Source organism: Shewanella putrefaciens (genome assembly GCF_016406305.1).
GTDB lineage: Bacteria > Pseudomonadota > Gammaproteobacteria > Enterobacterales > Shewanellaceae > Shewanella > Shewanella putrefaciens_C.
In genome coordinates this window covers 1,214,760-1,240,926 of the sequence record NZ_CP066369.1, presented here as the reverse complement: position 1 = coordinate 1,240,926, position 26,167 = coordinate 1,214,760, and the positions used below count along the sequence as shown (strand labels likewise).

The following is a 26,167-nucleotide window of genomic DNA, read 5'->3' as shown; positions in this document are numbered from 1 at the left end:
TAAACCAAAGCCAACTTTATGGCTTAAACCAAAGTCACTTTGGCAAACTTACGTTTACCCACTTGGAATACTGCGACAGTACCAGCAGATAAGATCATACGGCTATCGTCCAGTTTCTCACCGTCCATCTTCACCGCACCTTGCTTGATCATCCGCATCGCTTCCGATGTCGATGCCACTAAATCTGCATCTTTCAACAGATTAGCAATCGCAATACCTTCACCCGCGGCTAACTCGATGTCTTCGATATCGTCGGGGATCATGCCCTTAGCACGATCAACAAAGGCTTGGTGTGCGCTGTCGGCTGAGGCTTCATCGTGGAAACGTGTGATGATTTCCTTCGCCAGGGCGATTTTAATGTCGCGGGGGTTAGCACCATTGGCCACATCTTGTTTGAACTGTTCAATTTCGGCCAATGGACGGAATGACAACAGCTCAAAATAGCGCCACATTAAGTCATCCGAAATAGACATCAGCTTGCCAAACATTTCATTAGCGGGTTCACTCACGCCAATATAGTTGTGGGCCGATTTAGACATTTTCTTCACGCCGTCTAAACCTTCGAGCAGCGGCATCATGATCACAGCTTGGGGTTTTTGACCTTCGGCTTTTTGCAGCTCACGCCCCATCAGCAGGTTGAACTTTTGGTCAGTCCCACCTAATTCAACGTCGGCCTTGAGGGCAACTGAGTCATAACCTTGCAGCAGCGGGTACATAAATTCATGGATGGCAATCGATTGACCAGAAGCATAACGCTTCTTAAAGTCATCGCGCTCCATCATACGGGCAACGGTTTGCTGTGACGCTAAGCGAATCATTCCCGCGGCGCCCAAAGGCTCTAACCAGCTAGAGTTGAACTCGATACGGGTTTTCGCTGGATCGAGGATTTTATAGACCTGCTCTTTGTAGGTCTCAGCGTTGGCTAATACTTGTTCACGGGTGAGTGGTGGACGAGTGCTATTTTTACCACTTGGATCACCGACCATACCGGTAAAGTCACCAATTAAGAAAATGACTTCATGACCTAACTCTTGGAATAATCTTAATTTATTTAAAATTACTGTGTGTCCAAGATGGATATCCGGTGCGGTAGGATCTGCGCCTAACTTGATACGAAGCGGACGTCCTTCTTTGAGTTTTTCCAGCAGATCCGCTTCGAGTAAAATCTCGTCGGTACCACGTCTAATTTCTGCTAATACTTGGTCTAAATCAGCCATCTCGGCGGGGACTCCTAAGGCCATGATCATAAAAAGAGGAGACTTATGTTACTTGTTAGCCAGCACAATTGAAAGTGTGTACACTAACGGGATTATTCAAGCCTCAGGTTATCGGTATCGGCGTCAATGGGAAAGGTTATTACGTTATTTAAATTGTTGCCTAAAAAGCATCAAATTCTCCTCAGCATTCTTTCTGTTATCACTATGATAACCATGCTCTTACCTTCTGAAGAAGCCCAGGCTTCGAGACAAACAACGGCTATAGATGAACAACATACTAACATTCGCTACGATGTCCCATTAGCCTTTCGCTCACCAGAGCGCCCAGAGTTGCAGGAAGAGGCATCGGATAATGCCCCCGCCAATGCAGTCCCTTTGTCGTCAAGTGAGGCACTCGCTGCTGGCAAGGGAGCAACTGAATCCCAAGAAAGTGCCAACCATAGGGATGTTGAGCATTTCAACGTGAAAAACGGCGACACCTTAGCCGCGGTATTTGATCGCGCAGGCCTAAGTAGTAAAGACGTTTATGAAATCACCCAATTGCCTTTAGCCAAGCAAAATTTACTCAAGATTATGCCCGGCGAAGAAATTGTGATTTCCAAGGATGCCAACGGTGATTTAACCGAAGTGCGCTACCGCATCGATGCGATTTCAACGCTGGTCATCACAAAGAACCAAGAGCAATATTTTGAAAAAGTCTCCGAGAAAGATGTGGAGATCCGCACCCACTTCACCAGCGCTAAGATTAAGAGCAACTTCTGGAACGCCGCCGTCGATGCCGGCATGTCTGCAAACCAGATATTGCAATTATCGACGGTATTTGGCTGGGATATCGACTTTGCCTTAGATCTGCGTGAAGGCGACAGTTTTGCCATCATCTACGAGCAGGAATATGCCGATGGTGAGTTTTTGCGTAATGGCAATATCTTAGCCGCAGAGTTCGTCAACCAAGATGAGCGGTATACCGCCATTCGCTATACCGATGGTAACTACTATTCAGAAAACGGCACGAGTATGCGCAAAGCCTTCCTGCGCTCACCGGTCGATTTTAAGTACGTCAGCTCCAACTTTAACCCTAAGCGTTTACACCCAGTTACAGGGCAAGTGAAAGCCCACCGCGGAGTGGATTATGTGGCGGCGATTGGCACACCGATTAAAGCCGCGGGTAGCGGGCGCGTCATCGAGGCGGGCTATAATCAATTCAACGGTAACTATGTGTTTATTAAACATAACGATACCTACACCACTAAATATTTACACCTCACAAAACGTAATGTCAGTAAAGGTGCCAGCGTTAAGCAAGGCCAAGTCATAGGTACTTTAGGTAAAACAGGCCGCGTCACAGGCGCGCATTTACACTATGAGTTCATCGTCAATGGTGTACACCGCAACCCAAGAACGGTGACTTTGCCTAAAGCGGAATCAATTGCGAGAAAAGAAAAGAATCAATTCGATGCACTCAGCCAGCAATTGATGACTACACTTTCGCAAAACAAGCAAACGCAATTGGCAATGCAATAACGAATGCAATAACGACAGGACGGACTCCTCCCAATGAAAAATGCTTATTATATTGGACTGATGTCAGGCACCAGCATGGATGGCGTCGATGCGGTATTAGTTGACTTTTCTGGCCCGCAGCCACAGCTTATCGCCAGCCATACTGAAGCCATTCCAAGCCATTTGCTCAAAGGCTTACAGCGTTTATGTTTACCCGGCGCGGATGAAATTAACCGTTTAGGTCGCCTAGATCGCAATGTCGGCGAGTTGTTTGCTTTGGCGGTCAACAATCTGCTGGCGAAATGTGCTGTTGCGAAAGAAGATGTTATCGCCATTGGTAGTCACGGCCAAACCGTGCGCCACATGCCAAACCTCGAGGTGGGATTTACCCTGCAAATTGGTGATCCCAATACCATAGCTATCGAAACGGGTATCGATGTGATTGCGGATTTTCGCCGTAAAGACATCGCCTTAGGTGGTCAAGGTGCGCCCTTAGTGCCGGCATTCCACCAGCAAACCTTTGCCGAAATAGGCAAAAAGCGCATCATTTTAAATATTGGTGGCATAGCGAATGTGACTTACCTTCCCGGCAATAGCGAGCATGTGATCGGCTTTGATACGGGCCCAGGGAATACGCTTATCGATGCTTGGATCCAGCACATTAAGAGTGAGTCCTTCGATAGAGATGGCGAATGGGCTGCGTCCGGCAAAACCGACCCAGACCTATTAGCTCAACTGCTATCACACCCTTATTTCTCCCTTGCTTACCCTAAGAGTACGGGCCGAGAATTATTCAATCAAGCTTGGTTAGAACAGCAATTATCGCCCTTTAATCATCTCGATGAGGAAGATATTCAATCGACCTTATTGGATCTGACCTGCCACAGTATCGCTCAGGATATTATTAAGTTATCCAATGAAGGGGAGTTATTCGTCTGTGGTGGCGGCGCATTTAATGGCCAACTGATGCAACGTCTTGCCGCCCTATTACCAGGTTATACCTTGGATACCACCTCAGCCCTTGGCGTCGATCCCAAATGGGCCGAAGGCATCGCCTTTGCGTGGCTCGCCATGCGCAATCACTTAGGCTTACCCGCCAATCTTCCTGCTGTTACAGGTGCCTCCCGCGAAGCCGTACTCGGCGGACGATTTAGCGCCAAGTAGTAGATCGCAAAGTTCATCACAGAGTTCATCGCAGAGTCACATCGACGCTTAAACATCGATGTGACTCTGCGAGCTAATGCCTAGGACAATCGAGTAAATATTGGCATAAGAGTGTCTAAATGAGGCTCTTATGTTCGCCCCCTATCCTGCTTATTTCCGCTTTTATCTTAAGAAAATCATCGGTCATTTTAAATCCGTCTATCATTAGTCACTGAAGCTTAATTAAGTTTCGCTATCTTTATCATGGATGCGCTTGCCAAATTGGCGCGATGCGAGCATTTCATCATAACGATGACAAATATGAGTTTAAGGGAACGACCCTTACTATGGGATCCAGTGCCGAATCACCATTCACACTCGATCTCAGCGTAGGTGGTCAATTTAGGAATAAGGATGCCTCTTTAACAAAGTGCACCTTTAAAATAATAGGAAATTAACCGATGAACATGTCACAAAAAATGGCGGCGGAATTTATTGGAACTCTATGGTTAGTCCTCGGCGGATGCGGCAGTGCGGTACTTGCCGCCGCATTTCCCGAGGTGGGCATAGGTTTACTCGGCGTCTCGCTTGCCTTTGGATTAACGGTGCTCACCATGGCCTTTGCCATAGGTCATATTTCGGGTTGCCATCTCAACCCTGCGGTGTCATTTGGCCTCTGGGCTGGTGGACGCTTTCCCGCCGCTGAGCTGCTGCCCTATATTATTGCCCAAGTCGCAGGCGGGATTGCGGGCGCAGGCATCTTATACCTCATCGCTTCTGGGCAAGAGGGATTTTCACTCGCGGGGGGATTTGCCTCTAACGGTTTTGCTGAGCACTCACCGGGGGGCTATAGCATGCTGTCGGTCATGATCTGTGAAATCGTTATGACGCTGTTCTTCTTGATCATTATTTTAGGTGCCACCGATGAGCGCGCCCCCAAAGGTTTTGCTCCGATAGCCATAGGCCTAGGCTTAACCTTAATTCACCTGATCAGTATTCCCGTATCCAATACTTCGGTGAACCCCGCGCGTAGCACAGGCCCGGCACTGTTTGTCGGTGATTGGGCGGTATCACAACTCTGGTTATTCTGGGTTGCACCTATTGTCGGCGCCATATTGGCAGGTTTTATCTATCGCTATTTCAACTCGGCTAAATAAAAGCCGAAGATCCAGCACAACGGCGCCTTCTCGGCGCTGTTGTTCTTTTTCTAATCCCACTCTAATGTTACCATTTAACCAACCGGTGAATTTTGCTGTGCCTAGTTTTTATATTAGGGACCCAACAAGCTTCGCCCTATCCAAGCCAAAGAGATATTTTTCATGAGCAAGACTGTTAAAACCCTCGCTGAGACAGCAGCAATGACGCCGGAAGGCCGTTACGATTACCTCGTTGAACAAGTCAAAGAACATAAAACACTTTGGACCCTGCAGGATCAAGACGGTTGTGTAATGCTAACGACCGAAGAAGAAGATTGTATTCCTATGTGGCCAACCGAGGATGCAGCGGAATCTTGGGCCGTCGATGAGTGGAGCGATTGCCAGACCTTAGCTATCCCATACGATGAATGGCATGAAAGATGGGTGCCTGGCATGGAAGATGACGATCTGTTCGTGGCGGTATTCCCAGTTCAGGATGACTTAGGGGTTGTGATCCCACCCTATGAGTTAGATCAACGACTCATCACTAAGCAAAGCCACTAATTACAACCGCGAAGCGAGACTGTCGATGAGTGAGCAAGAATCCTCTTTGCCAACGCCCGCAGTGACACCTGCGACTCACCTTCGTTTACCTAAACGCCTCATTGTGTTGCTGCTACTCTATGTTGCCGCATCCGTGAGTGGCTTAATTGCCAAACAAGGGGTGTTATTTTGTCTACTCACTCTGTTTATGGTGTTAGGCATTTTAGGTCGCCAAAAGGCGGGGCTCATTATGCTGCGCGGCTACACGCTTGTGCAATTGGCCTTAGTCAGTCTGCTGCCAGTCATACTATACGATCCCGATAATTTAGTGGTTGGCCCAACCACAGTACATTTAGGTGAATGGCAGGGGAAGCTTCCCGATTATGTCATTTTTATCGTCTTGGTTATCTTATCTTTATTACAGGTTTGGATCGCTTTCGATAAAAAAGTCAAAGCCTGGTTTAAGCCTAAACTTAATCTCAATATTATGAGTTAAGCCTGTGCTTGGTGGATTTCGCCAACAAAAAAGCCGTCATTTTGACGGCTTTTTTCTCATCCAAATGTGGGAACTTACACCGAGAAGCTCGCGCCACAACCACAGGTTGTCGTCGCATTCGGGTTTTTAACAAAGAAGCGCGAACCTTCGAGCCCAGAAGTGTAATCCACTTCGCCACCCACTAAATACTGCAGGCTCATAGGATCGACAACCAAGAGAACGCCTTGTTTTTCTATCGTGAAATCGCCGTCATTGACCTTTTCATCAAAGGTAAAGCCGTACTGAAATCCAGAACAACCACCGCCCGTCACATAGACTCGTAGCTTAAGTGCAGGATTTTGCTCTTCTTCCAACAAGCCCTTTACCTTAGCGGCTGCCGCATCGGTAAATTTGATTGGCATTGGAGCGTCAGCTTGATCAGTCATTACTACCTCTTACATCAGTTTTCTGGGGCAAATTATCCGTTACCTGACTATTTTGTTCAAGTATTACCCGCGGTTCTTTTTCACCCTGCAATAACTCAGGGACACTATAGACATGTTCTGTCTGCGAATTCTTAGTCCAGCGGCTCGATGGCACAACCACTTTAACTTTCACCTTCAGTAAATTAAAACCCGCTGGCACTGTGACCTTGGTATCTATGACCTGAAAATAGCGAAAATCAAATTCCAGCTTTGACCCCGTGAGTTTGTTCACACTTAATTCAGCGGATTTGCCATCCTGCAGCCCAATTAAGGTCAATTCGGCTCGACCTTGAATGGCTTGCTTACGCTTTTGTAACTGAGTCAACACCAGTTTGAGATTGTACTCATCGGCTAAAACACCCGGCGTCATTTCAAGCCCATGAATGGCAACGCCTTCGGCATTATCATCCGGGGCCATAATGCTACGGTAAAATGCCAATTCACGCTGCAATTCCTGTTGTTTTTTGAGCTGCTCGCCAAACATTCCCTGCATTTGGGCGTTGGCTTCCCGTTCAACTGACAGCTCTAAATTGCGAGTTGCCAGTAATTGGGTTTGCTCTTCTAATTCAGCAGTCAATCGCTGGGATTTACTGCTAATGTGCTTCACTACGGGCTCATCACTGCTCAAAAGAATAAAACTAACCCAAGCACCAAGCAGAAAAGCGACTAACACTAAAAGTGATAAATATACCGAAGATGAACGATACTTGCGTTCCATCACTTGCAGGCGATCTAGCCAAGGATGATAATTTGGCATTAGGTAACAGCCCCTTATATAAAATACAATCAACTCAAGAAGAGTTCGATACAATACAACTCAGGCCAATGCAGTGCAATTAACGATAAATAAAGTCGCCATTCAACATGCTATAGCCACAGCAAAGAAGTATTTAGCTAATGAGCTGCGGGATCATTTATCCCAAGCCAAGATCAGTGCACAGCTGTGCATACTGGCGTTATTTTTTGCCATATTTGCCTCCGGCGTGATCCTGCTGTTTCGACTCTTACTCCTGTGGGCGAATCATTTTACCCAAATAGAAAAGCTGGATTTTACGGGGAACGTGGCCGACTGGCGAGCTTTGTTACCGCTTCTAGGCGCAATATTAATTTGGCTTGTGGCAAAGTTGGGCTCAAAACGCTACAAACGTATGGGCATAGCCTATGTGCTACATAGGGTTAAACTGCACTACGGTAAAATCCCCCTGCAATCCGCACCGGGGCAATTTTTTCAAGCCCTCTTCGCCCTAGGCACCAATTTCTCGGTTGGACGAGAGGGGCCAGCCATTCATCTGGGTGCTGTCAGTGCCAGTGTGTTGGCTGAGAAATTCAACCTTCCCGATAACAGCGTGCGTATTATGTGTGCCAGTGGCATTGCCGCAGGGATTGCCGCGACCTTTAATGCGCCCCTGGCGGCGGTGATTTTTGTGCTCGAAGTGATAGTACGAGAATATAAAATCCATTACTTTTTCCCGATTATGCTCTCCGCGATTTGCGGCGCAGTGTCGAGCCAACTGGTGTTTGGTAATGTGCACGAATTTGACCGTATTCAAGTGATCCACATTCCCTTAGATCACTACCCTATTCTCGCTATCGGGGGAGTTGTACTCGGATGCACCGCCGCCTTATTTAATTACTCACTCCTTAAAGTCACAGCGTCGAGCCAAAACTGGCCGTTAATTTACCGCCTACTTCTTGCGGGCAGTATTACCACTTTGATTGGTTTAGTTTTACCCCAAGCGCTGGGAACGGGGGATTTAGCCATTAGCGAAGCCATCAGTGAACACCCAAGTTTATTACTCTTAATCGCCCTGCTGGCCGCAAAAATCATCGCAACTGTCGCGGCGATAGGCCTTGGCATTCCAGGGGGATTAATTGGACCACTCTACGGCATAGGTGCCTTGATTGGGGCCATTTTGGCCCTAGTGAGCGCGGTCATGTTCCCATCGATAGCTCCCTATGTTGGGCTTTATACCGTGATTGGCATGACGGCCATGATGGGGGTATGCCTCAGTGCGCCACTGGCGGCGTTAGTCGCCCTGCTGGAAATGACCAATGATGCCAGTATTATCCTACCTGCGATGTTTGTAACAATTCCGGCTTTTTTAATTGCTTATCAGGGTTTTAAAACTGACTCCATTTTCTTTAAACAATTAGAAATCATGGGGCTAGGCTATAAAGTTGCGCCGGTGAATTTAGCGCTGCAGAAAAAGGGCGTGCGAGCCTTAATGGATAAACGCTTTGTTATCGTCAATAACAACGATGAATTATTGCTCGAAGTACTCAAACGCGCAGAGGGTCGACCCGTGCTAGTGCGTAATGCCGATGGGGTTATCGAAATGCTTAGCCTTGAAATGCAGTCCTATGACGATAACATCACCCTCTCGCGCCATCCCATGCAGGGCGTAAGCGATACCGCCACCCTCAATGAAGTTTACCTCCTCTTATCACCCAGTCGCAGTGGTGAAGTCTTTATTTATCAAGGCTCGCCCGAAAACGTGGTCGGGGTGATCAGTTGGTCTAACCTGCAGCAGGAAGTCCGCACAGGCCAAGCATAATCCTAAACAAACGGCGGCACTCGGGTCACAAAAGCGCTGGCTTTATCGCAAAAATCTAACGCTGTGACCCTAGCGCTATTTCGTTGCCTTAGTGCTTCTGCTACAATCGCGCCTCAGCCACCCTACATAACATCAGGGCAGATAAGCGCGATACCGCAGCTTAAAATGCCCCCTAGCAATTGGAAAACAGGCTGATGAATCAGTTCGAAGGATCCCATATCCTCTCCGTAAACCAGTTAGATCTTGACTCAATCCAAACTATTTTTAATGTCGCCAGCCGCATGATGCCCTATGCACTTCGAGAGAAGCGCAATAATGTGCTCGAAGGCGCCATTTTAGGTAACCTGTTTTTCGAACCCAGTACCCGTACCCGCGTGAGTTTTGGCTGTGCCTTTAACTTGCTCGGCGGCCATGTGCGTGAAACCACAGGTATGGCGTCATCGTCTTTATCTAAGGGGGAATCCCTGTACGATACGGCGCGGGTGTTATCCACTTATTCCGATGTCATTGCCATGCGCCATCCTGACTCTTACTCGGTCAAAGAGTTTGCCGAAGGCAGCCGCGTGCCAGTGATCAACGGCGGCGATGGTTCAAACGAACATCCGACCCAAGCTTTGCTCGACTTATACACTATCCAAAAAGAACTCAAGTGTGCTGGCCGCGGTATCGATGGCATGCACATCGCTATGGTCGGCGACTTAAAATTTGGCCGTACTGTGCATTCACTGTCGCGCTTACTCTGCATGTATAAGAACATCAGTTTCACACTGATTTCACCCGCTGAATTAGCTATGCCTGATTATGTGATCTCTGACATTGAAAATGCTGGCCATAGCATCAAAATAACCGACCAACTTGAAGGCCATTTAGATAACGCAGATATTCTGTATCTTACTCGCATTCAAGAAGAACGCTTCCCTTCACAGGAAGAAGCGAATAAGTATCGCGGCAAGTTCCGCTTAAATCGCAGTATTTACACTCAGCATTGCAAATCTAACACTGTCATTATGCATCCGCTTCCAAGGGATTCACGTGCGCAAGCCAATGAGTTAGATAATGATTTAAACAGCCATCCTAATCTTGCTATCTTCAGACAGGCGGACAATGGGCTGTTAATTCGCATGGCTTTGTTTGCATTGACACTCGGCGTTGATAATCAACTCGAAAAATATGAGTGTCCAGTTAATTGGTATTCACGTAAAGCCGATCGCTAATTGGCTACAGACTTTAAGGACTAAACATGACCCGTTCCGAAGCACTATTTGAACAGGCTAAAAAAACCATCCCCGGCGGTGTTAACTCTCCGGTTCGTGCATTTAATGGTGTAGGCGGTTCACCCCTGTTTATTGAAAAAGCTAACGGCGCTTATATTTACGATGCCGATGGCAAAGCTTATATCGACTATGTCGGTTCTTGGGGCCCGATGATCCTCGGCCACAACCATCCTAAAATCCGTGCGGCGGTATTAGCGGCGGTGGAAAATGGCTTGTCTTTTGGTGCGCCAACTGAGCTTGAAGTGCAAATGGCCGAGAAAGTCATCTCTATGGTGCCTTCTATTGAGCAAGTACGCATGGTGAGTTCAGGCACGGAAGCTACTATGAGTGCTATCCGTTTAGCGCGTGGTTTTACCAATCGTGACAAGATCTTAAAATTTGAAGGCTGTTACCACGGCCACGCAGATTGCCTGTTAGTGAAAGCTGGTTCTGGCGCATTAACTTTAGGTCAACCTAGTTCACCCGGTATTCCTGAAGATTTCGCCAAGCACACCCTCACCGCTGTGTATAACGATTTAGATTCAGTTAGAACCCTGTTCGAACAGTATCCAACTGAGATTTCTTGCATCATCATCGAACCCGTTGCCGGCAACATGAACTGTATTCCACCTGTCCCAGGTTTCCTCCAAGGTCTGCGTGATATGTGTGATGAGTTTGGCGCGCTACTGATCATCGATGAAGTAATGACGGGTTTTCGCGTATCACAAAGTGGCGCTCAAGGTTACTACGGCGTAACGCCAGACTTAACGACACTCGGTAAAGTGATTGGTGGCGGTATGCCAGTGGGCGCTTTCGGTGGCCGTAAAGATGTAATGCAATTTATCGCACCGACTGGCCCAGTGTATCAAGCGGGTACTCTATCAGGTAACCCCATTGCGATGTCAGCGGGTCTGGCACAAATGGACGCCCTGTGTGAAGAAGGTTTGTACGAAGCACTGAGTGCAAAAACCAAACGTATTGCAGAAGGCTTTAAAGCCGCGGCGGATAAGCACGGTATTCCAATGGCGATCAACTATGTTGGCGGCATGTTCGGCTTCTTCTTTACCGAACAGGAGCAGATCACTCGCTTCGATCAAGTGACCAAGTGCAATATTGAGCACTTCCGCACTTTCTACCACGGAATGTTAGACGAAGGTGTTTACTTAGCACCTAGCGCCTATGAAGCAGGCTTCCTGTCTATGGCCCATGGCGAAGAAGAACTGCGCTTAACCTTAGAAGCGGCAGACCGCGTATTAGCGAGCATGAAAGCGGCAAGCTAAACCTAGGTTTAACGGGTTACAGCCATTAAAAATCACCAAGGGACGCAATTGCGTCCCTTTTTATTACTCTTTTCTGATATAGGAAGGAGTTTCATCATTAACATGAAGCATTTAACCGCATAGGGTTAAGAATAATAAACACAGGCAGTTCCGAATAACGCATATAAAGAAGAATTTATTGCAGGTTCGGCAAAACAACTGCTTAGACTTTAATCGTAGATCTTACTTTACAGCCCATAATCCACCGGAGTGATACAGCAAAATAATCCAACAAAAATGCAAAAAACAGTGCATTCAACTGCAAACACAACAAAACCTGTACGATCAACGTCACAAAGCCCAATAAAACTGAGTTACAGCTAACAGTTGCGTTCTTCCCCCCATTATGTTCTGATCCGCACGCGTTAACACGGCAAGCTTAATTTTGCCTTGAAAATGCCATCCATAGCTCGCCCTAGGCCAGCGACGACATTAAAACAGCAGTTGGAATTGCAGTTATGTTATATACCTTTCTCATCATACTGGCCGTGCTTGCATTGCTCAGTATTATTTTCGAAGAAGTGACCCACCTTAATAAAGCGAAAACCACCTTATTCTTTGGCTGTATATCCTGGGTAGCGCTATTTATGGCTGCAGGAGATCCCGCCCATGAGAAACTCGTTGCCCATCAACTCAATGAAAACTTGCTCGAAATTGCCACCCTTTGGCTATTTTTGATGTCGACCATGACCTTCGTTGCCTACCTCAACGCTAAGGGCATGATCCAAATCATGGTGCAAAAGCTGTTTCCGCAGAAAGTCTCAGTGCGCATGCTGATGATCCAAGTGGCATTGTTCGCCCTCGTGCTGTCGGCATTTTGTGATAACGTCACCGCGACCTTAGTGTCTTTAGGCTTGCTAACCACCTTTAAACTCGACAAGCAAATGCGCCGTAGAATGGCAGTGTTGATTATCTTCGCGGTGAACTCAGGCGGTGTAGCGCTGATCACCGGCGATGTGACAACACTGATGATCTTCTTAGGTGGGCATGTGCATATGTCGGAACTATTGATACTATTTATTCCATCGGCCCTAAGCGTGATTTTGCTGGCGACGCTATTCTCACTCAAAGCCGAAGGTGTGGTGAGCACAACGCCAATCAAACATACGTATCAAACCGTTGATGTCTTGATTGCCTTAGTGTTCTTCTGCACCATTTTAATGACCATGTTGCTCAATATTCTGTTTGGGATCCCGCCGGTGCTGACCTTCTTAACGGGTCTGTCCATTATGTTCCTGATTGGCCATACCACACGCAGCGATAAAGAAGAAATCAAGATCCTCGAATATATTCGCCAAGTAGAATATGACACCTTATTGTTCTTCTTAGGGATTTTACTGCTTGTCGGCATGCTTAAAGAAATTGGCACCTTAGATATGCTGACCGAAGCTTATGCCATGTTCAACCCGAACATCTCTAACTTCGTGACAGGTATGGGCTCAGCCTTAATTGATAACGTGCCATTAACGGCGGCATTATTAAAAGCAGAACCCGTTTTGACTACGCCAGAGTGGCTCGGCTTAACCTACAGCGTTGGTGTCGGTGGCTCACTGCTGATTATTGGTTCTGCTGCGGGTATTGTCGCCATGAGTAAAGTGAAGGAACTGACTTTCGTAAGCTACCTCAAATACGTGCCAGCCCTATTCCTATGCTATAGCGTAGGCTATGGTCTAACACTGTTTCTTGCTAATAATATCTTCGCCTAATGCGGATCTGGTTATAAGTAAAAGGCGCCCCTTGGCGCCTTTTCTTTTGGTTGTATCTTTACTGTTTCGGGAGCTTAAATGCGGGCTTAAATGGCAGATTGTTTAAGTTCAATACCATTGAATTACAAGGGCTTTATATTGCAGGAACTTTATATTGCTGGAACTTTAAATTGCGTCCCTTGAATATCTAAGACAACATCCCTTGGGCGAATAGAGATGATCTTCAACTTGCCAGCTATCATATCTCCCTCCTGCAACTCTGCACCGTCCACATTCAACCAACGTTGGCTCGCATCCGTGGAATACACATGGGCCACAATATTAAACTCCGGCACTTGCAACTGCAGTCCAGCGGGTAATTGGCCGTATTTAGGAATATCATCCCCCGCAGGCTTAGGGATGGGATCTAACTTAGGCTCTGTGACAGGCGTTTTCGCGGCCTTAACATATTCCACATCCTTTAGTGCATCTTGAAATGTGGCAACTAATTGATCATCCTGGCGGCTTTGGTTGGTTTCTAAGCCCACATCAGCCGCAGCGGCACTGACCTGCTGACGTAATGCTTCCAACTGTTCTAAACCTTGGCTATTCGCACCCGCGCCTAGCATGATAGGTTCTTGGCTCTCTGACGTTTGCACTAATTCCGCTGGGTTTATGCCATTTTCATCGGTCACAGAATACGGACTTGAGTCAGGCGTTGTCGCATCCACAGCCGCAGACGTGGCGAGGTAATCTTGGTAACTTGGATCGCGATTTTGTGGAATGCTACTAACACCATAACTATTGGCATTCGCTGGCGCTTGTACCACTGATGCGCCGCCATTTAACTCCTGCGCCCTAGGCAGGGCAACTTTCCCCGCAAGGCGGATCCCCGTATTGATATCCTGTGCGGTAGATATCTGTACAGCCATTGTTGCCCGTTCAGAGTCTTTCACCGTGCCCTGAACTGCATTTTGAACTGCCGTTTGCGTTGTGGGCTTGGTTTCGGCAGTCATCACCGATGCGCCTACTGGTGGCTTTTCTGATTGTCGCAGCTCAGTCTGTAGAAACTCAGTCTGTCTCAGCATGGCCACGCCCCATGCCACCCCCACACCTAACGCAATGGCCAATGCCAATGCCGAAAGTTTAGCGACGGGAATACCCGTTTGACGGGGCTGAGGATAATTAGCCCTTGGCGTTAACACCGCATCGGGTAAGGGCGACGATTGCTGCTGTTTATTACGGGTGACCGCATCGAGTAAAATGGACATTAACTCTGCGCTCCATTATCGGTCAAACGTGGCCCCTGCTCACTTAAATACAAATTTAGCCTCACTAATGTTTGATTACCTGCGATGCCATCGGCTTTTAATCCATGCTGGCTTTGAAATGCTTTAAGATCATTTTCTAATTTAAGATCGAATTGGGAAACTCTTCTCGCATTGCGGTTAGCCACATGGGCAAGGGCATTTTCCAGCCACTGCAATTGTCCCGGACTCGATTTTTGGCTGATTTCCATCATAGGTAAACTCGGCGCCTGCCACAGGATTTCAAACGTCCCGCTGAAGTGTTGGTTAAACCAAGCTCTGTCGACCCACAGTTGTTGCTCTCCCAGTTGCATCAACAATTGCTCGCCATCAACCGCAATAACTGCACCATAAAAATCCTGTTGGTTATCATCAACTAAATAGACAACTGCTGGATAATTTAATCGCGTGAGCGACATCCAGTTTCCCTGTTGCTGGTAACAGGCAAGCCCTTGTTCAACGGCAGATTGACAGGCAGTCAATCCCTTAAAGGGCACTTTCCCCCAAACACTAAAAAGTCCGGCAAAGGCGGTATCGATACTGCGGCTCTGTTTTATCGCTTCCTGCAGCACTCTTTGGCTCGGATCGGGGGACGCGGCAGCCTGAATACTAGCCATATTACTAGGCTGACTTGCTACCATACTGGCCTCACTTGCAACCTTAGTAGGCTCGGCTGCTCGGGAGTGTTCGAGACGATTATCTGTGGCATCAACGTCTGTGGCGGCACTCGCTATGGTTTGATTATCCGTAAACAACCAATAAGACACCCCAAATGCAAGCACTAAAGCCGTGGCAATGGCACTCGGCCAGAGATATTTATGCTGCTGTGGCGTCTCTTCACCTAGCACTTCAGCGGCGGCCTGCCTGACCATATAGTGATCAATAGGCACTTTAGATTGAGCGTAACCCGCCATGAGTGCACGTTCGCAGAGCAAATTGATCAACCGCGGTATGCCGCCAGTGTATTTCTGCAATACTTTAATGGCTTTACGGGTAAACAGCGGCTCGAATCGCCCTGCGACCTGTAAGCGGTGCAACACATAGAGGGCAACTTCATCCTCATTGAGTGGTAATAGGTGATAACGCGCCGTGATACGCTGGGCAAGCTGCCTAAGCTCTTGGCGTTTGAGCAGTAACTGCAGTTCTGGTTGCCCGATCAATATCACCTGAAGCAGCTTTTTAGTGTCCGTTTCTAGGTTAGTGAGCAATCTGAGTTGCTCTAACACTTCGGCGCGCAGATGTTGAGCCTCATCGATGATGAGTACCGTGTTACGGCCTTTTTCATGATTTGCCAGTAAAAAGCGGCTCAAATGATCGGTTAATTGTTTGAGGCTAGGGTTTTCCCCATAACTGATCTTAAGCTCATCACAGAGAGTGGCGAGTAACTCCAGCTCTGTGAGTGAAGGATTAAGGATAAATGCAGTATCAGTATTATCGGGTAATTGCCCAAGTAAACAGCGCGATACTGTGGTTTTACCTGTACCGACTTCCCCGGTTAGCAACACAAAGCCACCCGTTTCACCTAACCCATAGGTCAAATGAGCCAAGGCTTCCCTGTGCCTGTCACTTAAAAATAAATAGTGGGGATTGGGTGCAATAGAAAAAGGGTTATCACTGAGTCCATAAAAGGCCTTGTACATACCACCAATCATCCTTAGCTAAAAATAACGCTCACGTTAAAGCGTCACACAGTGATTGTCAAAGCATCCGCAACATCGATGTGACATTAAATAAATATCTGCGCCTAGGTTGCACAGGGAATCTTATCATCATGTTAAGCTATCCCTATGACAGATTAGCCGAATCATTCTAATGAAAATATACTTAGTCGGCGGCGCTGTACGTGACAGCCTGCTCAAACTCCCCATTAAAGATAAAGACTATATGGTCGTTGGCGCGACCCCGGAGCAAATGCTGCAACTGGGTTATCGCCAAGTAGGTAAAGATTTTCCGGTATTCCTCCATCCGACAACCCAGCAGGAATACGCCCTCGCAAGAACAGAGCGTAAAGTTGGATTAGGTTACGGTGGTTTTCACTGCTATGCCAGCCCAGATGTGACCTTAGAGCAAGACCTGCTACGCCGCGATTTGACCATTAATGCCATAGCTCAAGATGAAGAGGGCAAGTTATACGATCCCTTCGGCGGCATAAAAGACATTGAAGCGCGCCAATTACGCCATGTTTCCGATGCCTTTATCGAAGATCCCCTGCGAGTACTACGTGTCGCCCGATTTGCGGCGAGATTCCATGCACTGGGTTTTAGTATCGCCAGCGAAACCTTAGCACTTATGCGCCATATCAGTGCGAGCGATGAACTCGGCGCATTAACGGCGGAACGGGTTTGGCAGGAAGTCGATAAGAGCTTAAGTGGGCCTAACCCTGAGATCTTTTTTGAGGTACTGCATCAATGTGGTGCCCTCGAAGTACTCTTTCCCGAAATATTTGCCTTATTTGGTATTCCTCAACCAGAAAAATGGCACCCCGAGATAGACACAGGCGTGCATACATTAATGGTGCTAGCCCAGGCAGCCCTACTCACCCAGGATAAAAGTGTACGCTTTGCCGCACTCGTCCATGATTTAGGCAAGGCATTGAGTCCCAAAGAACATCTCCCTAAACACCATGGGCATGGTCAAAAAGGATTGCCGCTGATTAAAGCCCTTTGCACACGCTTACGCGTGCCGAACGAAATGCGCGATCTGGCATTATTAGTGAGCGATCAACACCAAAATATCCACCAAGCGTTTGAGTTGAGATCCGAAACCATCATCAAAATATTCGATAAAGCTGACTTTTGGCGCAAACCTGAGCGGCTCAATCAAGTTATTTTAAGCTGCATTGCCGACATGCGTGGACGAACAGGATTTGAAACCCATGAATATCCCCAGGGAGAGTATCTTATTGAGTGTTTTTTAGCCGCCAATAACGTCAGTGTCAGCGCAATTATTGCCGCTGGTTTCCAAGGCGCAGAGATAAAGCAAGCACTCAATTTGAAGCGAATCGAAGCCGTTAACCAACTAAAACTCAAAAAGCAAAATGAGACAGAACATCGCACCCGATAAATTGTAATCAAGTTGTAAACCCACCATCACTTTATGGTAAATACAGTGCCGATTTTTGGTGGAAATCGACGACACAACCACTAAAAAACGCTTTTTTTAAAAATTTATATGTCTATAGTGGTTAAACGCATTAATATTCGTAGCAAATTAAAATAGCTATGTCATAATTAGGCAGTTTCGATTACAAAGTGGCGAAACATTCAAATCCAACCTATTTTAAGGGATTTTTTACAATGAACAAAAAAGTACTGATGATTGCTGGTTTAGCAATGACTGCCCTACTAGGTGGTTGTGCAAACACTACTGCTCTGGAAGAAAGCGTTGCTACTCTGGGCAACAAAGTTGATCAATTGTCAGCTGATGTCGGCTCTCTGAAATCTGAGCAAAGCAAACTGTCTGCAGACGTTAAAGATGCTAAAGCAGCAGCTATGGACGCACAAGCAGAAGCTAAGCGTGCTAACGACCGTCTAGACAACGTTGCTTCTCGTTACAAGAAGTAATGATAAGTAATTAGCCTACAATTCAGTAGGTTAAGCTAAAAGGCTTGTGAGAGATGACAACTAACAGTGCATCCATCCAAGCCTTTTTTTATGCCTTCAGTTTAAAGAATTCCTTCCTTTAATTATTAATCCTTAGCGAAAACATACCGAAACACTATCCCATTTTTGCAGGATTATCCCAGCCTTTAACCAACAGTTCTTATAATTAACCTTTGTATACTAGTGTATAAAATCTGTCGTTCAGAAAAGCATTAATCCGTTTTAATACCCATCTGCTTTTTAATCTTTCCGCCAAGCTTATACTTTTAAAATCCCTATACAAGGTGCGCCATCCCTTTTAAAAAAGTTATTTCTATAGACCAAGAATGTAGGCATTTTACAGAAAGCTTAATCATAAAAACTGAGGCTAGAAGGGAAACAAAGGCAAGATAGGCATTATATTTATCAACAAACAAATAAGCGTAAAGTTAACAATAACGCCGCCCTCGATTATCTTTACATAAAAACAACATAAAAACGTCAATATCTATCATGGACTTGCGTTATAAGAGGCTATTGAGCACATTAAAACAAAATCCCTAAGCCCATGAATAGACTAAAAAACAACCAGCTCAACTATTGCTTTTAAGGGACTTAGCGCCATTAGAGGACTTTTGTGCCAACACTAATACAAAATCAATTTCGAGCAGCTCAAAGTGCCTCACTTGGATATCGTGTTTCATCTTATCCGTTGCCCGCCATGCATAGGGCGTCATATCTAATAAAGTTAATGCCTGTTCACCCGATACGGTCAGATTGAAACTCAGGGTTTGTGTTTCTTGAATTGATAATTCTGAGGGCAGATTAATTTGCAGCGATTTTTCCGTCAAATCGGGATAGATATATTCCTTTAACTGCCATAAATGCCGAGGACCAGGCACGACTAACAAGATCACCCCTTGATCTTTAAGTACGCGAACAGATTCTTTCCCCTTAAGCGGCTTATCAATCACAGTCACTAAATCTATGCTGTTATCGGCAAAAGGTAATACTTTTGAGGTGCTTAAACATAAAATACCGGGGGTTTGCGCTTTAGCGGCCGCAAAAATAGCATTTTCTGCGTCCGCAACGCCGCTGTAATGGACATTCACCCCATCAGTAAGCTCTGAGAGCTTGGCAGACAACGCGCGCAGGTAGAAGCCCTCAGCACACTCGTAATCTAACAGACTGAGCTCTTCCTTCTGTAAACTCAGGATCATCATCGCCATTTTATCGATGAGTGGTGAAAAAATACCTGATTCTAATAGAAAACGCTTCGCTCTTACCTGCTGACGGGAATCCCCTGTCGGTTTTTGCCTTTGGGGCGGAGTAAAAACCCAATAACCTTGCTCATGTCTATCGAAGTGGTGCTTATTAGCACAATAAAATCCCTGTGAGGCTTGATGCTGCTGCAATGCTAGTCCACATGTCGGGCATTGAAATTCAAATATCATGGTCGGCTCCCAAAATTAACTCCGCTCCAGAACGAAAAAATCGGGTACTAGACCCGATTCTGACAAAACATCACTATGACTATTATAGGAAGATAAACCCACACAGGACTGCGCCCAGTGCCAGGCGATATATCACAAAGGGAGTCATTCCCATGCGGCTGATTATTTTTAAGAAATAGTGAATACAAAGATAAGCCGCCGCAAACGAGATCAGAGTGCCCAATGTGAGCGCTTGATAATCAATAGGCAAAGGGCTTTCCGCTAAATCCTTACCGACTAAAATCGCCGCACCTAAACTGACAGGCACCGACATGAGGAATGAGAAACGAGCGGCAGCATCGCGGCTTAAACCTAACATTAGCGCGGCTGTCATAGTGGCACCCGATCTTGATGTGCCAGGAATTAACGCCAATGCCTGTGCAAAACCAATCAGCAATGCCTTGCGCCACCCCGTTTGATACACAGTTAAATCGTGGCGTGACATTTTATCCGCCCACCATAGCAACAAACCAAAAACGACGGTAGTAACAGCGATAACACCAGCACTGCGTAAATGGGTTTCGATAAAATCCTTCGCCATAAAGCCAAAAAATACAGCGGGCAATGTAGCGAGGATAATCCACCAAGCGAGTTTGCTATCATCCGAATGCTCGCCCTTAAAAATACTGGCAATCCAAGCATTAAGCATGGCCCACAGCTCGTGTCTGAAATAAATCACCACTGCAAATAAGGAACCCGTGTTAACCGCAACATCGAAGGATAACCCTTGATCTTCCCAACCTAAAAGCTGGGCAGGGAGAATAAGATGAGCCGAACTCGAAATAGGAAGAAACTCTGTTAACCCTTGAATCAACGCTAAAATAATTACCTGAAACGTATCCATGACAACCCTATCAATAAATTAAAACGTCAGCCCTACAGGCCACTCAAACGTCACAGGCCAAAGTCGCTGTGAATCTTTATCATACTCATCCCAGAGTGTTGCATAGCTCTTATGCAACACTGGGTGGATCAATTCCGGAGCAAGTTCAGCTAAAGGCCACAACACAAAAGCGTTATTGACTATTTCGGCTCTGGGTAACACCACTGGGGTTTGGCACACAAGATCATCAAAGAGCAGTAAGTCTAAATCCAATGTCCTTGGGCTAAATTTCTTAGCGCCCACAAGCCGGCCGTGATTCTGCTCGATTTGTTTAAACTGCGCAACTACCTCGGCAATATTCAAATCGGTTTCGGCGCTTGCCACCATATTTAAAAAATTTGTCCCGCTAAATCCCACAGCCTCACTTTCATACATTGAAGAAAGTTTTAGTGGACCAAAGCATTCCCTTAATGACCGCAATCCCGCCTGTAAATAGCGACTGGGTTCAATATTACTGCCTAAACTAATGTAAATAAGTGCCATGCAGATGTCCGAACTGTCTTAAAAAACGACAATAACTCACCACTATTATTTTAAATCTCGACTGATGCCCGTTGTGAGCGCTCAATCTCAACCCCTACCGAGGCGGCAGTCGCAACGGCCCCAGGCTTCATTACGACAACCTTAACCCAAGCGACATTGAACTCAGCCAGCAAACACTCTGCAACCCGTTCTGCAACGGTTTCAATAAGTTCTATGGGTTGCTCGGTAATCAATTGCGTGATCCGTTTAGAAACAGTCTCATAGCAAAGTGCAAATTGGTAATCATCGCTCATCGCCGCAGGCTTATTGTCCCACGCCATATCTAAGTCGAGGAATAAGCTCTGCTGGATTTTCTTTTCCCAGTCATAGACACCTATCACAGTATCAACACGTAATTGCCGTATAAGTACCTTATCCATACAGTCTCCAACTGACTCATTACTATGAGGTCTGATAAGCTAAACACGATAGAGTCTGTATAATCCGCCATATTCCAACAGACGACTAATTTACTTTCTACTCGCGCTAATCCAAAGTAGGATACGGTCCTAAAAGGATTTGTTCGTTAAGAAATTAACTCTGTTTTTAATAGTAGCGTTATCGCATTAACCTATGACCGAATACACCAGCCAAACAGGCTTTTTAAATTGTGGCGCGATAATACCTTAAGACGCGTAAGGAAACCAATGTGAGTCCATTAACACTGACACTTTTGATGATTGTGAGCGCCTATTTGGCGGGCTCTGTCTCAAGTGCTGTGCTGGTATGTAGGATGAGAGGCCTGCCGGATCCAAGATCCCAAGGTTCGGGCAATCCGGGTGCAACAAATGTGCTGCGGATCGGCGGTGCAAGCTCGGCGGCTATGGTGCTATTTTTTGATATGCTCAAAGGCGCCTTACCAACTTATCTCGCCTATTTAATGGGGATTGATGCTATCTCCCTTGGGCTTATCGCCATCGCCGCTTGCCTTGGACATATCTACCCCATTTTCTTTGGCTTTAAAGGTGGCAAAGGGGTGGCAACGGCTTTCGGTGCCATGGCCCCGATTGGTGATGACCTTGCCATTTGCCTGATGGCTTCCTGGGTCGTGTTACTGCTCATCAGCCGCTACTCTTCCCTAGCTGCAATTATTACTGCCCTACTCGCCCCATTTTATACTTGGTGGCTTGACGATCGATTTACTATCCCAGTCGCCATGTTATCGACACTGATCATCATACGTCATAAGGAAAACATTCAGCGGCTTCTCAAGGGTGAAGAGTCGAAAGTATCACGTAAAAAGCGCCCTAAAACCCCTTAAATTCACTAAATGTCCCCATAAAAAAACTGCGCTGAGGCGCAGTTTTTTATGTCAATAAGCAGCTGTTATGCCACTGGCGGTAGGGTATCGAGTGGCCAACGTGGCTGGCCCTTTACCGCTAAATCTTCACATTGCCCAGCATTCAAGCGCTGCAATCCGGCAAAGGCAATCATGGCGCCATTATCGGTACAAAACTCGCCACGGGGATAGTAAACTCGGCCACCGATAGAAGTCATCATCTCGGCTAAGGTTTCCCGTAAACGAGTATTAGCACTGACACCACCGGCGATCACTAGGCGGTTATAACCCGTTTGCTTTAGCGCACGGCGGCATTTTATCGCTAAGGTATCTACTACTGCTTCTTCAAAGGCCCGAGCAATGTTAGCGCGAGTCTGTTCGTCATCCGGCTCTGCGGCAATAGTGTTGGCAGTAAAGGTCTTTAGCCCTGAGAAACTAAAATCCAACCCAGGTCTGTCAGTCATAGGACGGGGAAACTGATAACCCGCTGGCACGCCTTTAGCGGCAAGTTTCGCCAAACGTGGGCCACCGGGGTAATCCAAACCCATTAATTTTGCTGTTTTATCAAAGGCTTCGCCCGCGGCATCGTCAACCGACTCGCCGAGCACTTCATAAAGGCCTATGCCATCGACTTTGACCAACATCGAATGACCGCCTGACACTAACAGTGCAACAAAGGGAAACTCGGGCGCATCCTCCTCAAGCATAGGGGCCAGTAAGTGCCCTTCCATATGGTGCACGCCGATGGCTGGTTTGTTCCAAGCAAAGGCAAGTGAACGGCCAACACAGGCACCCACTAATAAAGCACCAATCAGACCTGGGCCTTTGGTATAGGCAATCCCATCGAGATCAGCAATCTCAGTATTGGCATCTTTCAGGGCCTGGCGAATAAGCGGCACTATCTTACGCACATGGTCGCGGGACGCGAGTTCAGGCACCACACCACCGTAATCGGCATGCAATTTCACTTGACTATATAAAGCATGGGATAACAATCCTTGCTTATCGTCGTAGACGGCAATGCCTGTCTCGTCACAGGATGTCTCAATACCTAAAACCCGCATGGTGCCTCATCAGAAAATAATAAAAGGGCGTCAATTCTACCTGTATGCAAGCAATTACTCCAGTTACACTGGCCTATATTCTCCCCGCCCATAAACACAGTGCTGCATTAGGGCTTTACAAGCCTAGGTGTCTCGGTATAAAATTCCGCACCATTTTAAATAGACTTGGTTCGAGCAATTGAACCACACAACCTACACCTAAGGGGTGATGGCGTATGCCAATTATTAAAGTACGTGAAAACGAACCATTCGACGTAGCTCTGCGTCGTTTCAAGCGCTCTTGTGAAAAAGCTGGTATTTTAGCCGACGTGCGTGCTCGTGAATTCTACGAGAAGCCAACTACTGCACGTAAGCGCGCAAAAGCAGCTGCAGTTAAACGTTTAGCTAAAAAGCTTTCTCGCGAAAACGCACGTCGCGTACGTTTATACTAATCTCTTATGAGCCTAATTGATCAGCTAAAAGACCATATGAAACAGGCCATGATCGCCAAAGAGAAGGCGAGATTGGGCACTATTCGTATGGCATTAGCCGCCATCAAACAGATTGAAGTGGATACCCGCGAAACTCTGACTGATGAGCAGGTTATAGCGGTCTTAACCAAAATGGTGAAACAACGTCGCGATTCGATTGCTCAATTTGAAGCAGCGGGTCGTAACGAGTTGGCCGAAGCGGAAGCAGCAGAGATTCAAGTCATTGAAGCTTTCCTGCCGACTCCCCTCACTGAGGCGGAAATCGCAGCGTTCATCGATGCAGCTATTGTCGAAATAGGCGCATCCTCCATGGCGGATATGGGCAAAGTAATGGGAGCATTAAAACCTAAAGTTCAAGGACGTGCAGACATGGGCGCTATCGGCGCTATGATCCGCGCAAAATTGCAATAATTAGTGTTTCAGTGTATGAACAAGCCGTGCCTATGCGCGGCTTGTTTGTTTAAATTCGCTTTAGGCGAGATTTTAAGCATTCAATGGCAATACCTCGTGATTTTATCAATGAGCTAATCGCTCGCACCGACATAGTCGAGCTAATCGATCGTAAGGTGCCCTTGAAAAAGGCGGGTAAGAACTACTCTGCCTGTTGCCCTTTTCATAGTGAAAAATCACCTTCTTTCACCGTTAGCCGGGATAAACAGTTCTATCATTGCTTTGGCTGCGGTGCCCACGGCAATGCCATCGATTTTGTGATGGAATATGACCGACTCGACTTTGTCGATGCCATAGAAGATCTGGCAGGACAACTTGGGTTAGAGGTTCCCAGAGAACAAGGTACCGGCAAACGCCATGATGATGGTTTAAGCCGCGACTTATACCAATTAATGGAAGAAGCCAGCCGCTACTTTCAAAACCAGCTTAGACAACACCAAGATAAACAAAAGGTCATCGACTACCTCGCCTATCGCGGCTTATCCGATGACATAGTGGAACATTTTGGTATTGGCTTTGCGCCCGACGGCTGGGACGGTTTATTAGGCCGCTATCGTCAAAACCAAGACGCACAGGACAAACTGCTGACCGCCGGCATGCTGATCAGCAATGACAGTGGCAAGCGCTACGACAGATTCCGCGACCGCCTCATGTTTCCCATCCGCGATCGCCGTGGACGGGTGATTGGATTTGGTGGCCGTGTATTAGGTGATGGCACACCCAAGTACTTGAATTCGCCAGAAACGCCCATATTTCATAAGGGCAATGAGCTTTATGGCTTATATGAGCTAAAACAGCGCCATAGAGATCCTGAGAAGGTGCTGATCGTCGAAGGCTATATGGACGTAGTAGCCCTTGCCCAATATGGCGTGGATTACGCAGTTGCATCGCTCGGCACCTCAACGACGGCAGAACAATTTCAATTGTTACTCCGTAGTGCCAAGGAAGTCGTTTGCTGTTACGACGGTGACCGTGCAGGCACAGAAGCGGCGTGGCGAGCCTTAGAAACGGCATTGCCGCTCTTAAAGCCCGGCGATCAAGTGCGATTTATGTTTCTGCCCCAGGCGGAAGATCCTGATTCTATGGTACGAAAAATAGGTAAAGAAGCCTTCGAAACTCTGATGGATAGCGCCATATCGCTCCCCGAGTTTCTCTTCGATACCCTAGCGACAAAATACGGTACGGATAAAGGCAACTTAGCCAAGCAAGCCTTTATCCTAATTGAAAAAATTCAAGATACTGTGCTACAAAATTTGCTGCTTGAGAACTTAGCTCACAAGCTCGGAATGAATAGTTCAGATGATATGAAGAAAAAGTTAGGCTTTAGTGTCAAACAAACTAAGCCTACCGCATCAGCAGGACTCAAAGGACGCGGTACCCCTTTGCGACTCGCCATCGCACTGTTAGTACAGCATCCCGAGCTAGGAATGGGTTTACCCCCACAACCCGCACTCAATCACCTGCAGATGCCAGGCATAGATTTGCTGCCACTGCTGCTCAATTTAACTAAAGAGCATAGGTTAAACAGCGCACAACTACTTGAACAATTCAGAGATAGCCCACACAGCGGCACACTCCATAAATTGGCCCAATGGGACCATCAAGTGGCGGATGAAAACTTAGCAGAAAAGTTTAAACAGACACTGGTTTGGTTGAACAATCAATATATTGAACAGCGATACCAGGAATTGAGTCTCAAACAGACTCATACTAAAGAAGAGAAGATACAGCTACAGAAGCTGATCTCAGTCATGAAAGGATTGAACTGAGGCAAAAATGTCCTCATTCACTATCCCAGTGACTAGCA

25 protein-coding genes are annotated in these 26,167 nt (G+C 46.8%); 15 read left to right on the top strand and 10 right to left on the bottom strand.

The window, feature by feature from the left end:
• Positions 1 to 23 precede the first annotated feature (23 nt).
• The gene (gene tyrS, locus JFT56_RS05360; protein ID WP_198782665.1) at positions 24 to 1,217 is read right to left on the bottom strand and encodes a tyrosine--tRNA ligase; all 1,194 of its coding nucleotides are present in this window, start codon (positions 1,215 to 1,217) and stop codon (positions 24 to 26) included.
• A gap of 126 nt (positions 1,218 to 1,343) precedes the next feature.
• Between tyrS and JFT56_RS05355 the strand changes: the two genes are divergently transcribed.
• From JFT56_RS05355 to JFT56_RS05335, 5 genes are all read left to right on the top strand, one after another.
• Entirely contained in the window at positions 1,344 to 2,738 is a 1,395-nt protein-coding gene (locus JFT56_RS05355; RefSeq protein WP_198782664.1) for a peptidoglycan DD-metalloendopeptidase family protein, read from the top strand.
• Between the two features lie 33 nt (positions 2,739 to 2,771).
• Positions 2,772 to 3,881 carry an anhydro-N-acetylmuramic acid kinase gene (locus tag JFT56_RS05350; protein WP_198782663.1) on the top strand — a complete coding sequence of 370 codons (1,110 nt, stop codon included), beginning with the start codon at positions 2,772 to 2,774 and terminating at the stop codon, positions 3,879 to 3,881.
• Positions 3,882 to 4,321: 440 nt separating this feature from the next.
• Positions 4,322 to 5,017, top strand: a complete 696-nt coding sequence (aqpZ, locus tag JFT56_RS05345) for an aquaporin Z (RefSeq protein ID WP_198782662.1) — start codon at positions 4,322 to 4,324, stop codon at positions 5,015 to 5,017.
• 162 nt (positions 5,018 to 5,179) lie between these two features.
• Entirely contained in the window at positions 5,180 to 5,560 is a 381-nt protein-coding gene (locus JFT56_RS05340) for a DUF2750 domain-containing protein (RefSeq protein ID WP_007649967.1), read from the top strand.
• A gap of 25 nt (positions 5,561 to 5,585) precedes the next feature.
• Complete coding sequence (locus JFT56_RS05335) at positions 5,586 to 6,035, top strand: hypothetical protein (protein WP_198782661.1); 450 nt, start codon at positions 5,586 to 5,588, stop codon at positions 6,033 to 6,035.
• Between the two features lie 74 nt (positions 6,036 to 6,109).
• Here the strand turns inward: JFT56_RS05335 and erpA are convergent, their stop codons facing one another.
• Entirely contained in the window at positions 6,110 to 6,460 is a 351-nt protein-coding gene (gene erpA / locus JFT56_RS05330; protein WP_198782660.1) for an iron-sulfur cluster insertion protein ErpA, read from the bottom strand.
• Positions 6,453 to 7,256 carry a DUF6776 family protein gene (locus JFT56_RS05325; protein WP_198782659.1) on the bottom strand — a complete coding sequence of 268 codons (804 nt, stop codon included), beginning with the start codon at positions 7,254 to 7,256 and terminating at the stop codon, positions 6,453 to 6,455. The genes erpA and JFT56_RS05325 overlap by 8 nt, the downstream gene beginning before the upstream one ends.
• Before the next feature lie 73 nt (positions 7,257 to 7,329).
• On the opposite strand from JFT56_RS05325, the gene JFT56_RS05320 reads away from it, so the two are divergent.
• From JFT56_RS05320 to nhaD, 4 genes are all read left to right on the top strand, one after another.
• The gene (locus JFT56_RS05320; protein ID WP_198782658.1) at positions 7,330 to 9,054 is read left to right on the top strand and encodes a chloride channel protein; all 1,725 of its coding nucleotides are present in this window, start codon (positions 7,330 to 7,332) and stop codon (positions 9,052 to 9,054) included.
• A 194-nt stretch (positions 9,055 to 9,248) separates the two neighbouring features.
• Entirely contained in the window at positions 9,249 to 10,268 is a 1,020-nt protein-coding gene (locus tag JFT56_RS05315) for an aspartate carbamoyltransferase (RefSeq protein WP_198782657.1), read from the top strand.
• A gap of 26 nt (positions 10,269 to 10,294) precedes the next feature.
• Complete coding sequence (gene hemL, locus JFT56_RS05310; protein ID WP_198782656.1) at positions 10,295 to 11,587, top strand: glutamate-1-semialdehyde 2,1-aminomutase; 1,293 nt, start codon at positions 10,295 to 10,297, stop codon at positions 11,585 to 11,587.
• A gap of 497 nt (positions 11,588 to 12,084) precedes the next feature.
• A complete protein-coding gene (gene nhaD / locus JFT56_RS05305; RefSeq protein WP_198782655.1) occupies positions 12,085 to 13,332 on the top strand; it encodes a sodium:proton antiporter NhaD in 1,248 nt (415 codons plus the stop codon).
• 149 nt (positions 13,333 to 13,481) lie between these two features.
• Here the strand turns inward: nhaD and JFT56_RS05300 are convergent, their stop codons facing one another.
• Both JFT56_RS05300 and JFT56_RS05295 read right to left on the bottom strand, forming a co-directional pair.
• Positions 13,482 to 14,582: a general secretion pathway protein GspB gene (locus JFT56_RS05300; RefSeq protein ID WP_198782654.1), complete on the bottom strand. Its 1,101-nt coding sequence runs from the start codon at positions 14,580 to 14,582 to the stop codon at positions 13,482 to 13,484.
• On the bottom strand, positions 14,582 to 16,258 hold the full coding sequence (locus JFT56_RS05295; protein WP_198782653.1) for an ExeA family protein: 1,677 nt from the start codon (positions 16,256 to 16,258) through the stop codon (positions 14,582 to 14,584). Before JFT56_RS05295 ends, JFT56_RS05300 begins: the two co-directional genes overlap by 1 nt.
• Before the next feature lie 172 nt (positions 16,259 to 16,430).
• On the opposite strand from JFT56_RS05295, the gene JFT56_RS05290 reads away from it, so the two are divergent.
• Both JFT56_RS05290 and JFT56_RS05285 read left to right on the top strand, forming a co-directional pair.
• Positions 16,431 to 17,681: a multifunctional CCA addition/repair protein gene (locus tag JFT56_RS05290; protein ID WP_198782652.1), complete on the top strand. Its 1,251-nt coding sequence runs from the start codon at positions 16,431 to 16,433 to the stop codon at positions 17,679 to 17,681.
• A 233-nt stretch (positions 17,682 to 17,914) separates the two neighbouring features.
• Positions 17,915 to 18,181, top strand: a complete 267-nt coding sequence (locus tag JFT56_RS05285) for an Lpp/OprI family alanine-zipper lipoprotein (RefSeq protein ID WP_007650000.1) — start codon at positions 17,915 to 17,917, stop codon at positions 18,179 to 18,181.
• Between the two features lie 611 nt (positions 18,182 to 18,792).
• Here the strand turns inward: JFT56_RS05285 and JFT56_RS05280 are convergent.
• The 4 genes from JFT56_RS05280 to folB all read right to left on the bottom strand — a co-directional run bounded on the left by JFT56_RS05280 (position 18,793) and on the right by folB (position 21,477).
• Complete coding sequence (locus JFT56_RS05280; protein ID WP_198782651.1) at positions 18,793 to 19,653, bottom strand: putative RNA methyltransferase; 861 nt, start codon at positions 19,651 to 19,653, stop codon at positions 18,793 to 18,795.
• A gap of 82 nt (positions 19,654 to 19,735) precedes the next feature.
• Complete coding sequence (locus JFT56_RS05275) at positions 19,736 to 20,536, bottom strand: undecaprenyl-diphosphate phosphatase (protein WP_198782650.1); 801 nt, start codon at positions 20,534 to 20,536, stop codon at positions 19,736 to 19,738.
• A gap of 18 nt (positions 20,537 to 20,554) precedes the next feature.
• Positions 20,555 to 21,058, bottom strand: a complete 504-nt coding sequence (folK, locus tag JFT56_RS05270) for a 2-amino-4-hydroxy-6-hydroxymethyldihydropteridine diphosphokinase (RefSeq protein ID WP_198782649.1) — start codon at positions 21,056 to 21,058, stop codon at positions 20,555 to 20,557.
• Between the two features lie 50 nt (positions 21,059 to 21,108).
• Positions 21,109 to 21,477 (bottom strand): dihydroneopterin aldolase, encoded by a 369-nt coding sequence (folB, locus tag JFT56_RS05265; RefSeq protein WP_198782648.1) that lies wholly within the window; start codon positions 21,475 to 21,477, stop codon positions 21,109 to 21,111.
• Positions 21,478 to 21,746: 269 nt separating this feature from the next.
• Between folB and plsY the strand changes: the two genes are divergently transcribed.
• Entirely contained in the window at positions 21,747 to 22,358 is a 612-nt protein-coding gene (gene plsY, locus JFT56_RS05260; RefSeq protein ID WP_198782647.1) for a glycerol-3-phosphate 1-O-acyltransferase PlsY, read from the top strand.
• Between the two features lie 65 nt (positions 22,359 to 22,423).
• Here plsY and tsaD read toward each other — a convergent pair whose 3' ends face one another.
• Entirely contained in the window at positions 22,424 to 23,440 is a 1,017-nt protein-coding gene (gene tsaD / locus JFT56_RS05255; protein WP_198782646.1) for a tRNA (adenosine(37)-N6)-threonylcarbamoyltransferase complex transferase subunit TsaD, read from the bottom strand.
• A gap of 215 nt (positions 23,441 to 23,655) precedes the next feature.
• Between tsaD and rpsU the strand changes: the two genes are divergently transcribed.
• The 3 genes from rpsU to dnaG all read left to right on the top strand — a co-directional run bounded on the left by rpsU (position 23,656) and on the right by dnaG (position 26,129).
• Positions 23,656 to 23,871, top strand: a complete 216-nt coding sequence (rpsU, locus tag JFT56_RS05250; RefSeq protein ID WP_006080725.1) for a 30S ribosomal protein S21 — start codon at positions 23,656 to 23,658, stop codon at positions 23,869 to 23,871.
• 6 nt (positions 23,872 to 23,877) lie between these two features.
• Positions 23,878 to 24,321, top strand: coding sequence for a GatB/YqeY domain-containing protein (locus tag JFT56_RS05245; RefSeq protein WP_007650007.1), 444 nt, complete (start codon positions 23,878 to 23,880; stop codon positions 24,319 to 24,321).
• Between the two features lie 83 nt (positions 24,322 to 24,404).
• Entirely contained in the window at positions 24,405 to 26,129 is a 1,725-nt protein-coding gene (dnaG, locus tag JFT56_RS05240) for a DNA primase (RefSeq protein WP_198782645.1), read from the top strand.
• Positions 26,130 to 26,167 lie beyond the last annotated feature (38 nt).

Coding starts and splice junctions, on each gene's coding strand:
- nhaD (WP_198782655.1), top strand. CDS start 12,085: ATGTTATATACCTTTCTCATCATACTGGCCGTGCTTGCATTGCTCAGT.
- JFT56_RS05315 (WP_198782657.1), top strand. CDS start 9,249: ATGAATCAGTTCGAAGGATCCCATATCCTCTCCGTAAACCAGTTAGAT.
- folK (WP_198782649.1), bottom strand. CDS start 21,058: ATGGCACTTATTTACATTAGTTTAGGCAGTAATATTGAACCCAGTCGC.
- dnaG (WP_198782645.1), top strand. CDS start 24,405: ATGGCAATACCTCGTGATTTTATCAATGAGCTAATCGCTCGCACCGAC.
- rpsU (WP_006080725.1), top strand. CDS start 23,656: ATGCCAATTATTAAAGTACGTGAAAACGAACCATTCGACGTAGCTCTG.
- JFT56_RS05300 (WP_198782654.1), bottom strand. CDS start 14,582: ATGTCCATTTTACTCGATGCGGTCACCCGTAATAAACAGCAGCAATCG.
- JFT56_RS05340 (WP_007649967.1), top strand. CDS start 5,180: ATGAGCAAGACTGTTAAAACCCTCGCTGAGACAGCAGCAATGACGCCG.
- tyrS (WP_198782665.1), bottom strand. CDS start 1,217: ATGGCTGATTTAGACCAAGTATTAGCAGAAATTAGACGTGGTACCGAC.
- JFT56_RS05295 (WP_198782653.1), bottom strand. CDS start 16,258: ATGTACAAGGCCTTTTATGGACTCAGTGATAACCCTTTTTCTATTGCA.
- erpA (WP_198782660.1), bottom strand. CDS start 6,460: ATGACTGATCAAGCTGACGCTCCAATGCCAATCAAATTTACCGATGCG.
- tsaD (WP_198782646.1), bottom strand. CDS start 23,440: ATGCGGGTTTTAGGTATTGAGACATCCTGTGACGAGACAGGCATTGCC.
- JFT56_RS05325 (WP_198782659.1), bottom strand. CDS start 7,256: ATGCCAAATTATCATCCTTGGCTAGATCGCCTGCAAGTGATGGAACGC.
- JFT56_RS05275 (WP_198782650.1), bottom strand. CDS start 20,536: ATGGATACGTTTCAGGTAATTATTTTAGCGTTGATTCAAGGGTTAACA.
- JFT56_RS05280 (WP_198782651.1), bottom strand. CDS start 19,653: ATGATATTTGAATTTCAATGCCCGACATGTGGACTAGCATTGCAGCAG.
- JFT56_RS05285 (WP_007650000.1), top strand. CDS start 17,915: ATGAACAAAAAAGTACTGATGATTGCTGGTTTAGCAATGACTGCCCTA.
- JFT56_RS05350 (WP_198782663.1), top strand. CDS start 2,772: ATGAAAAATGCTTATTATATTGGACTGATGTCAGGCACCAGCATGGAT.
- hemL (WP_198782656.1), top strand. CDS start 10,295: ATGACCCGTTCCGAAGCACTATTTGAACAGGCTAAAAAAACCATCCCC.
- JFT56_RS05355 (WP_198782664.1), top strand. CDS start 1,344: ATGGGAAAGGTTATTACGTTATTTAAATTGTTGCCTAAAAAGCATCAA.
- aqpZ (WP_198782662.1), top strand. CDS start 4,322: ATGAACATGTCACAAAAAATGGCGGCGGAATTTATTGGAACTCTATGG.
- folB (WP_198782648.1), bottom strand. CDS start 21,477: ATGGATAAGGTACTTATACGGCAATTACGTGTTGATACTGTGATAGGT.
- JFT56_RS05290 (WP_198782652.1), top strand. CDS start 16,431: ATGAAAATATACTTAGTCGGCGGCGCTGTACGTGACAGCCTGCTCAAA.
- JFT56_RS05245 (WP_007650007.1), top strand. CDS start 23,878: ATGAGCCTAATTGATCAGCTAAAAGACCATATGAAACAGGCCATGATC.
- JFT56_RS05335 (WP_198782661.1), top strand. CDS start 5,586: ATGAGTGAGCAAGAATCCTCTTTGCCAACGCCCGCAGTGACACCTGCG.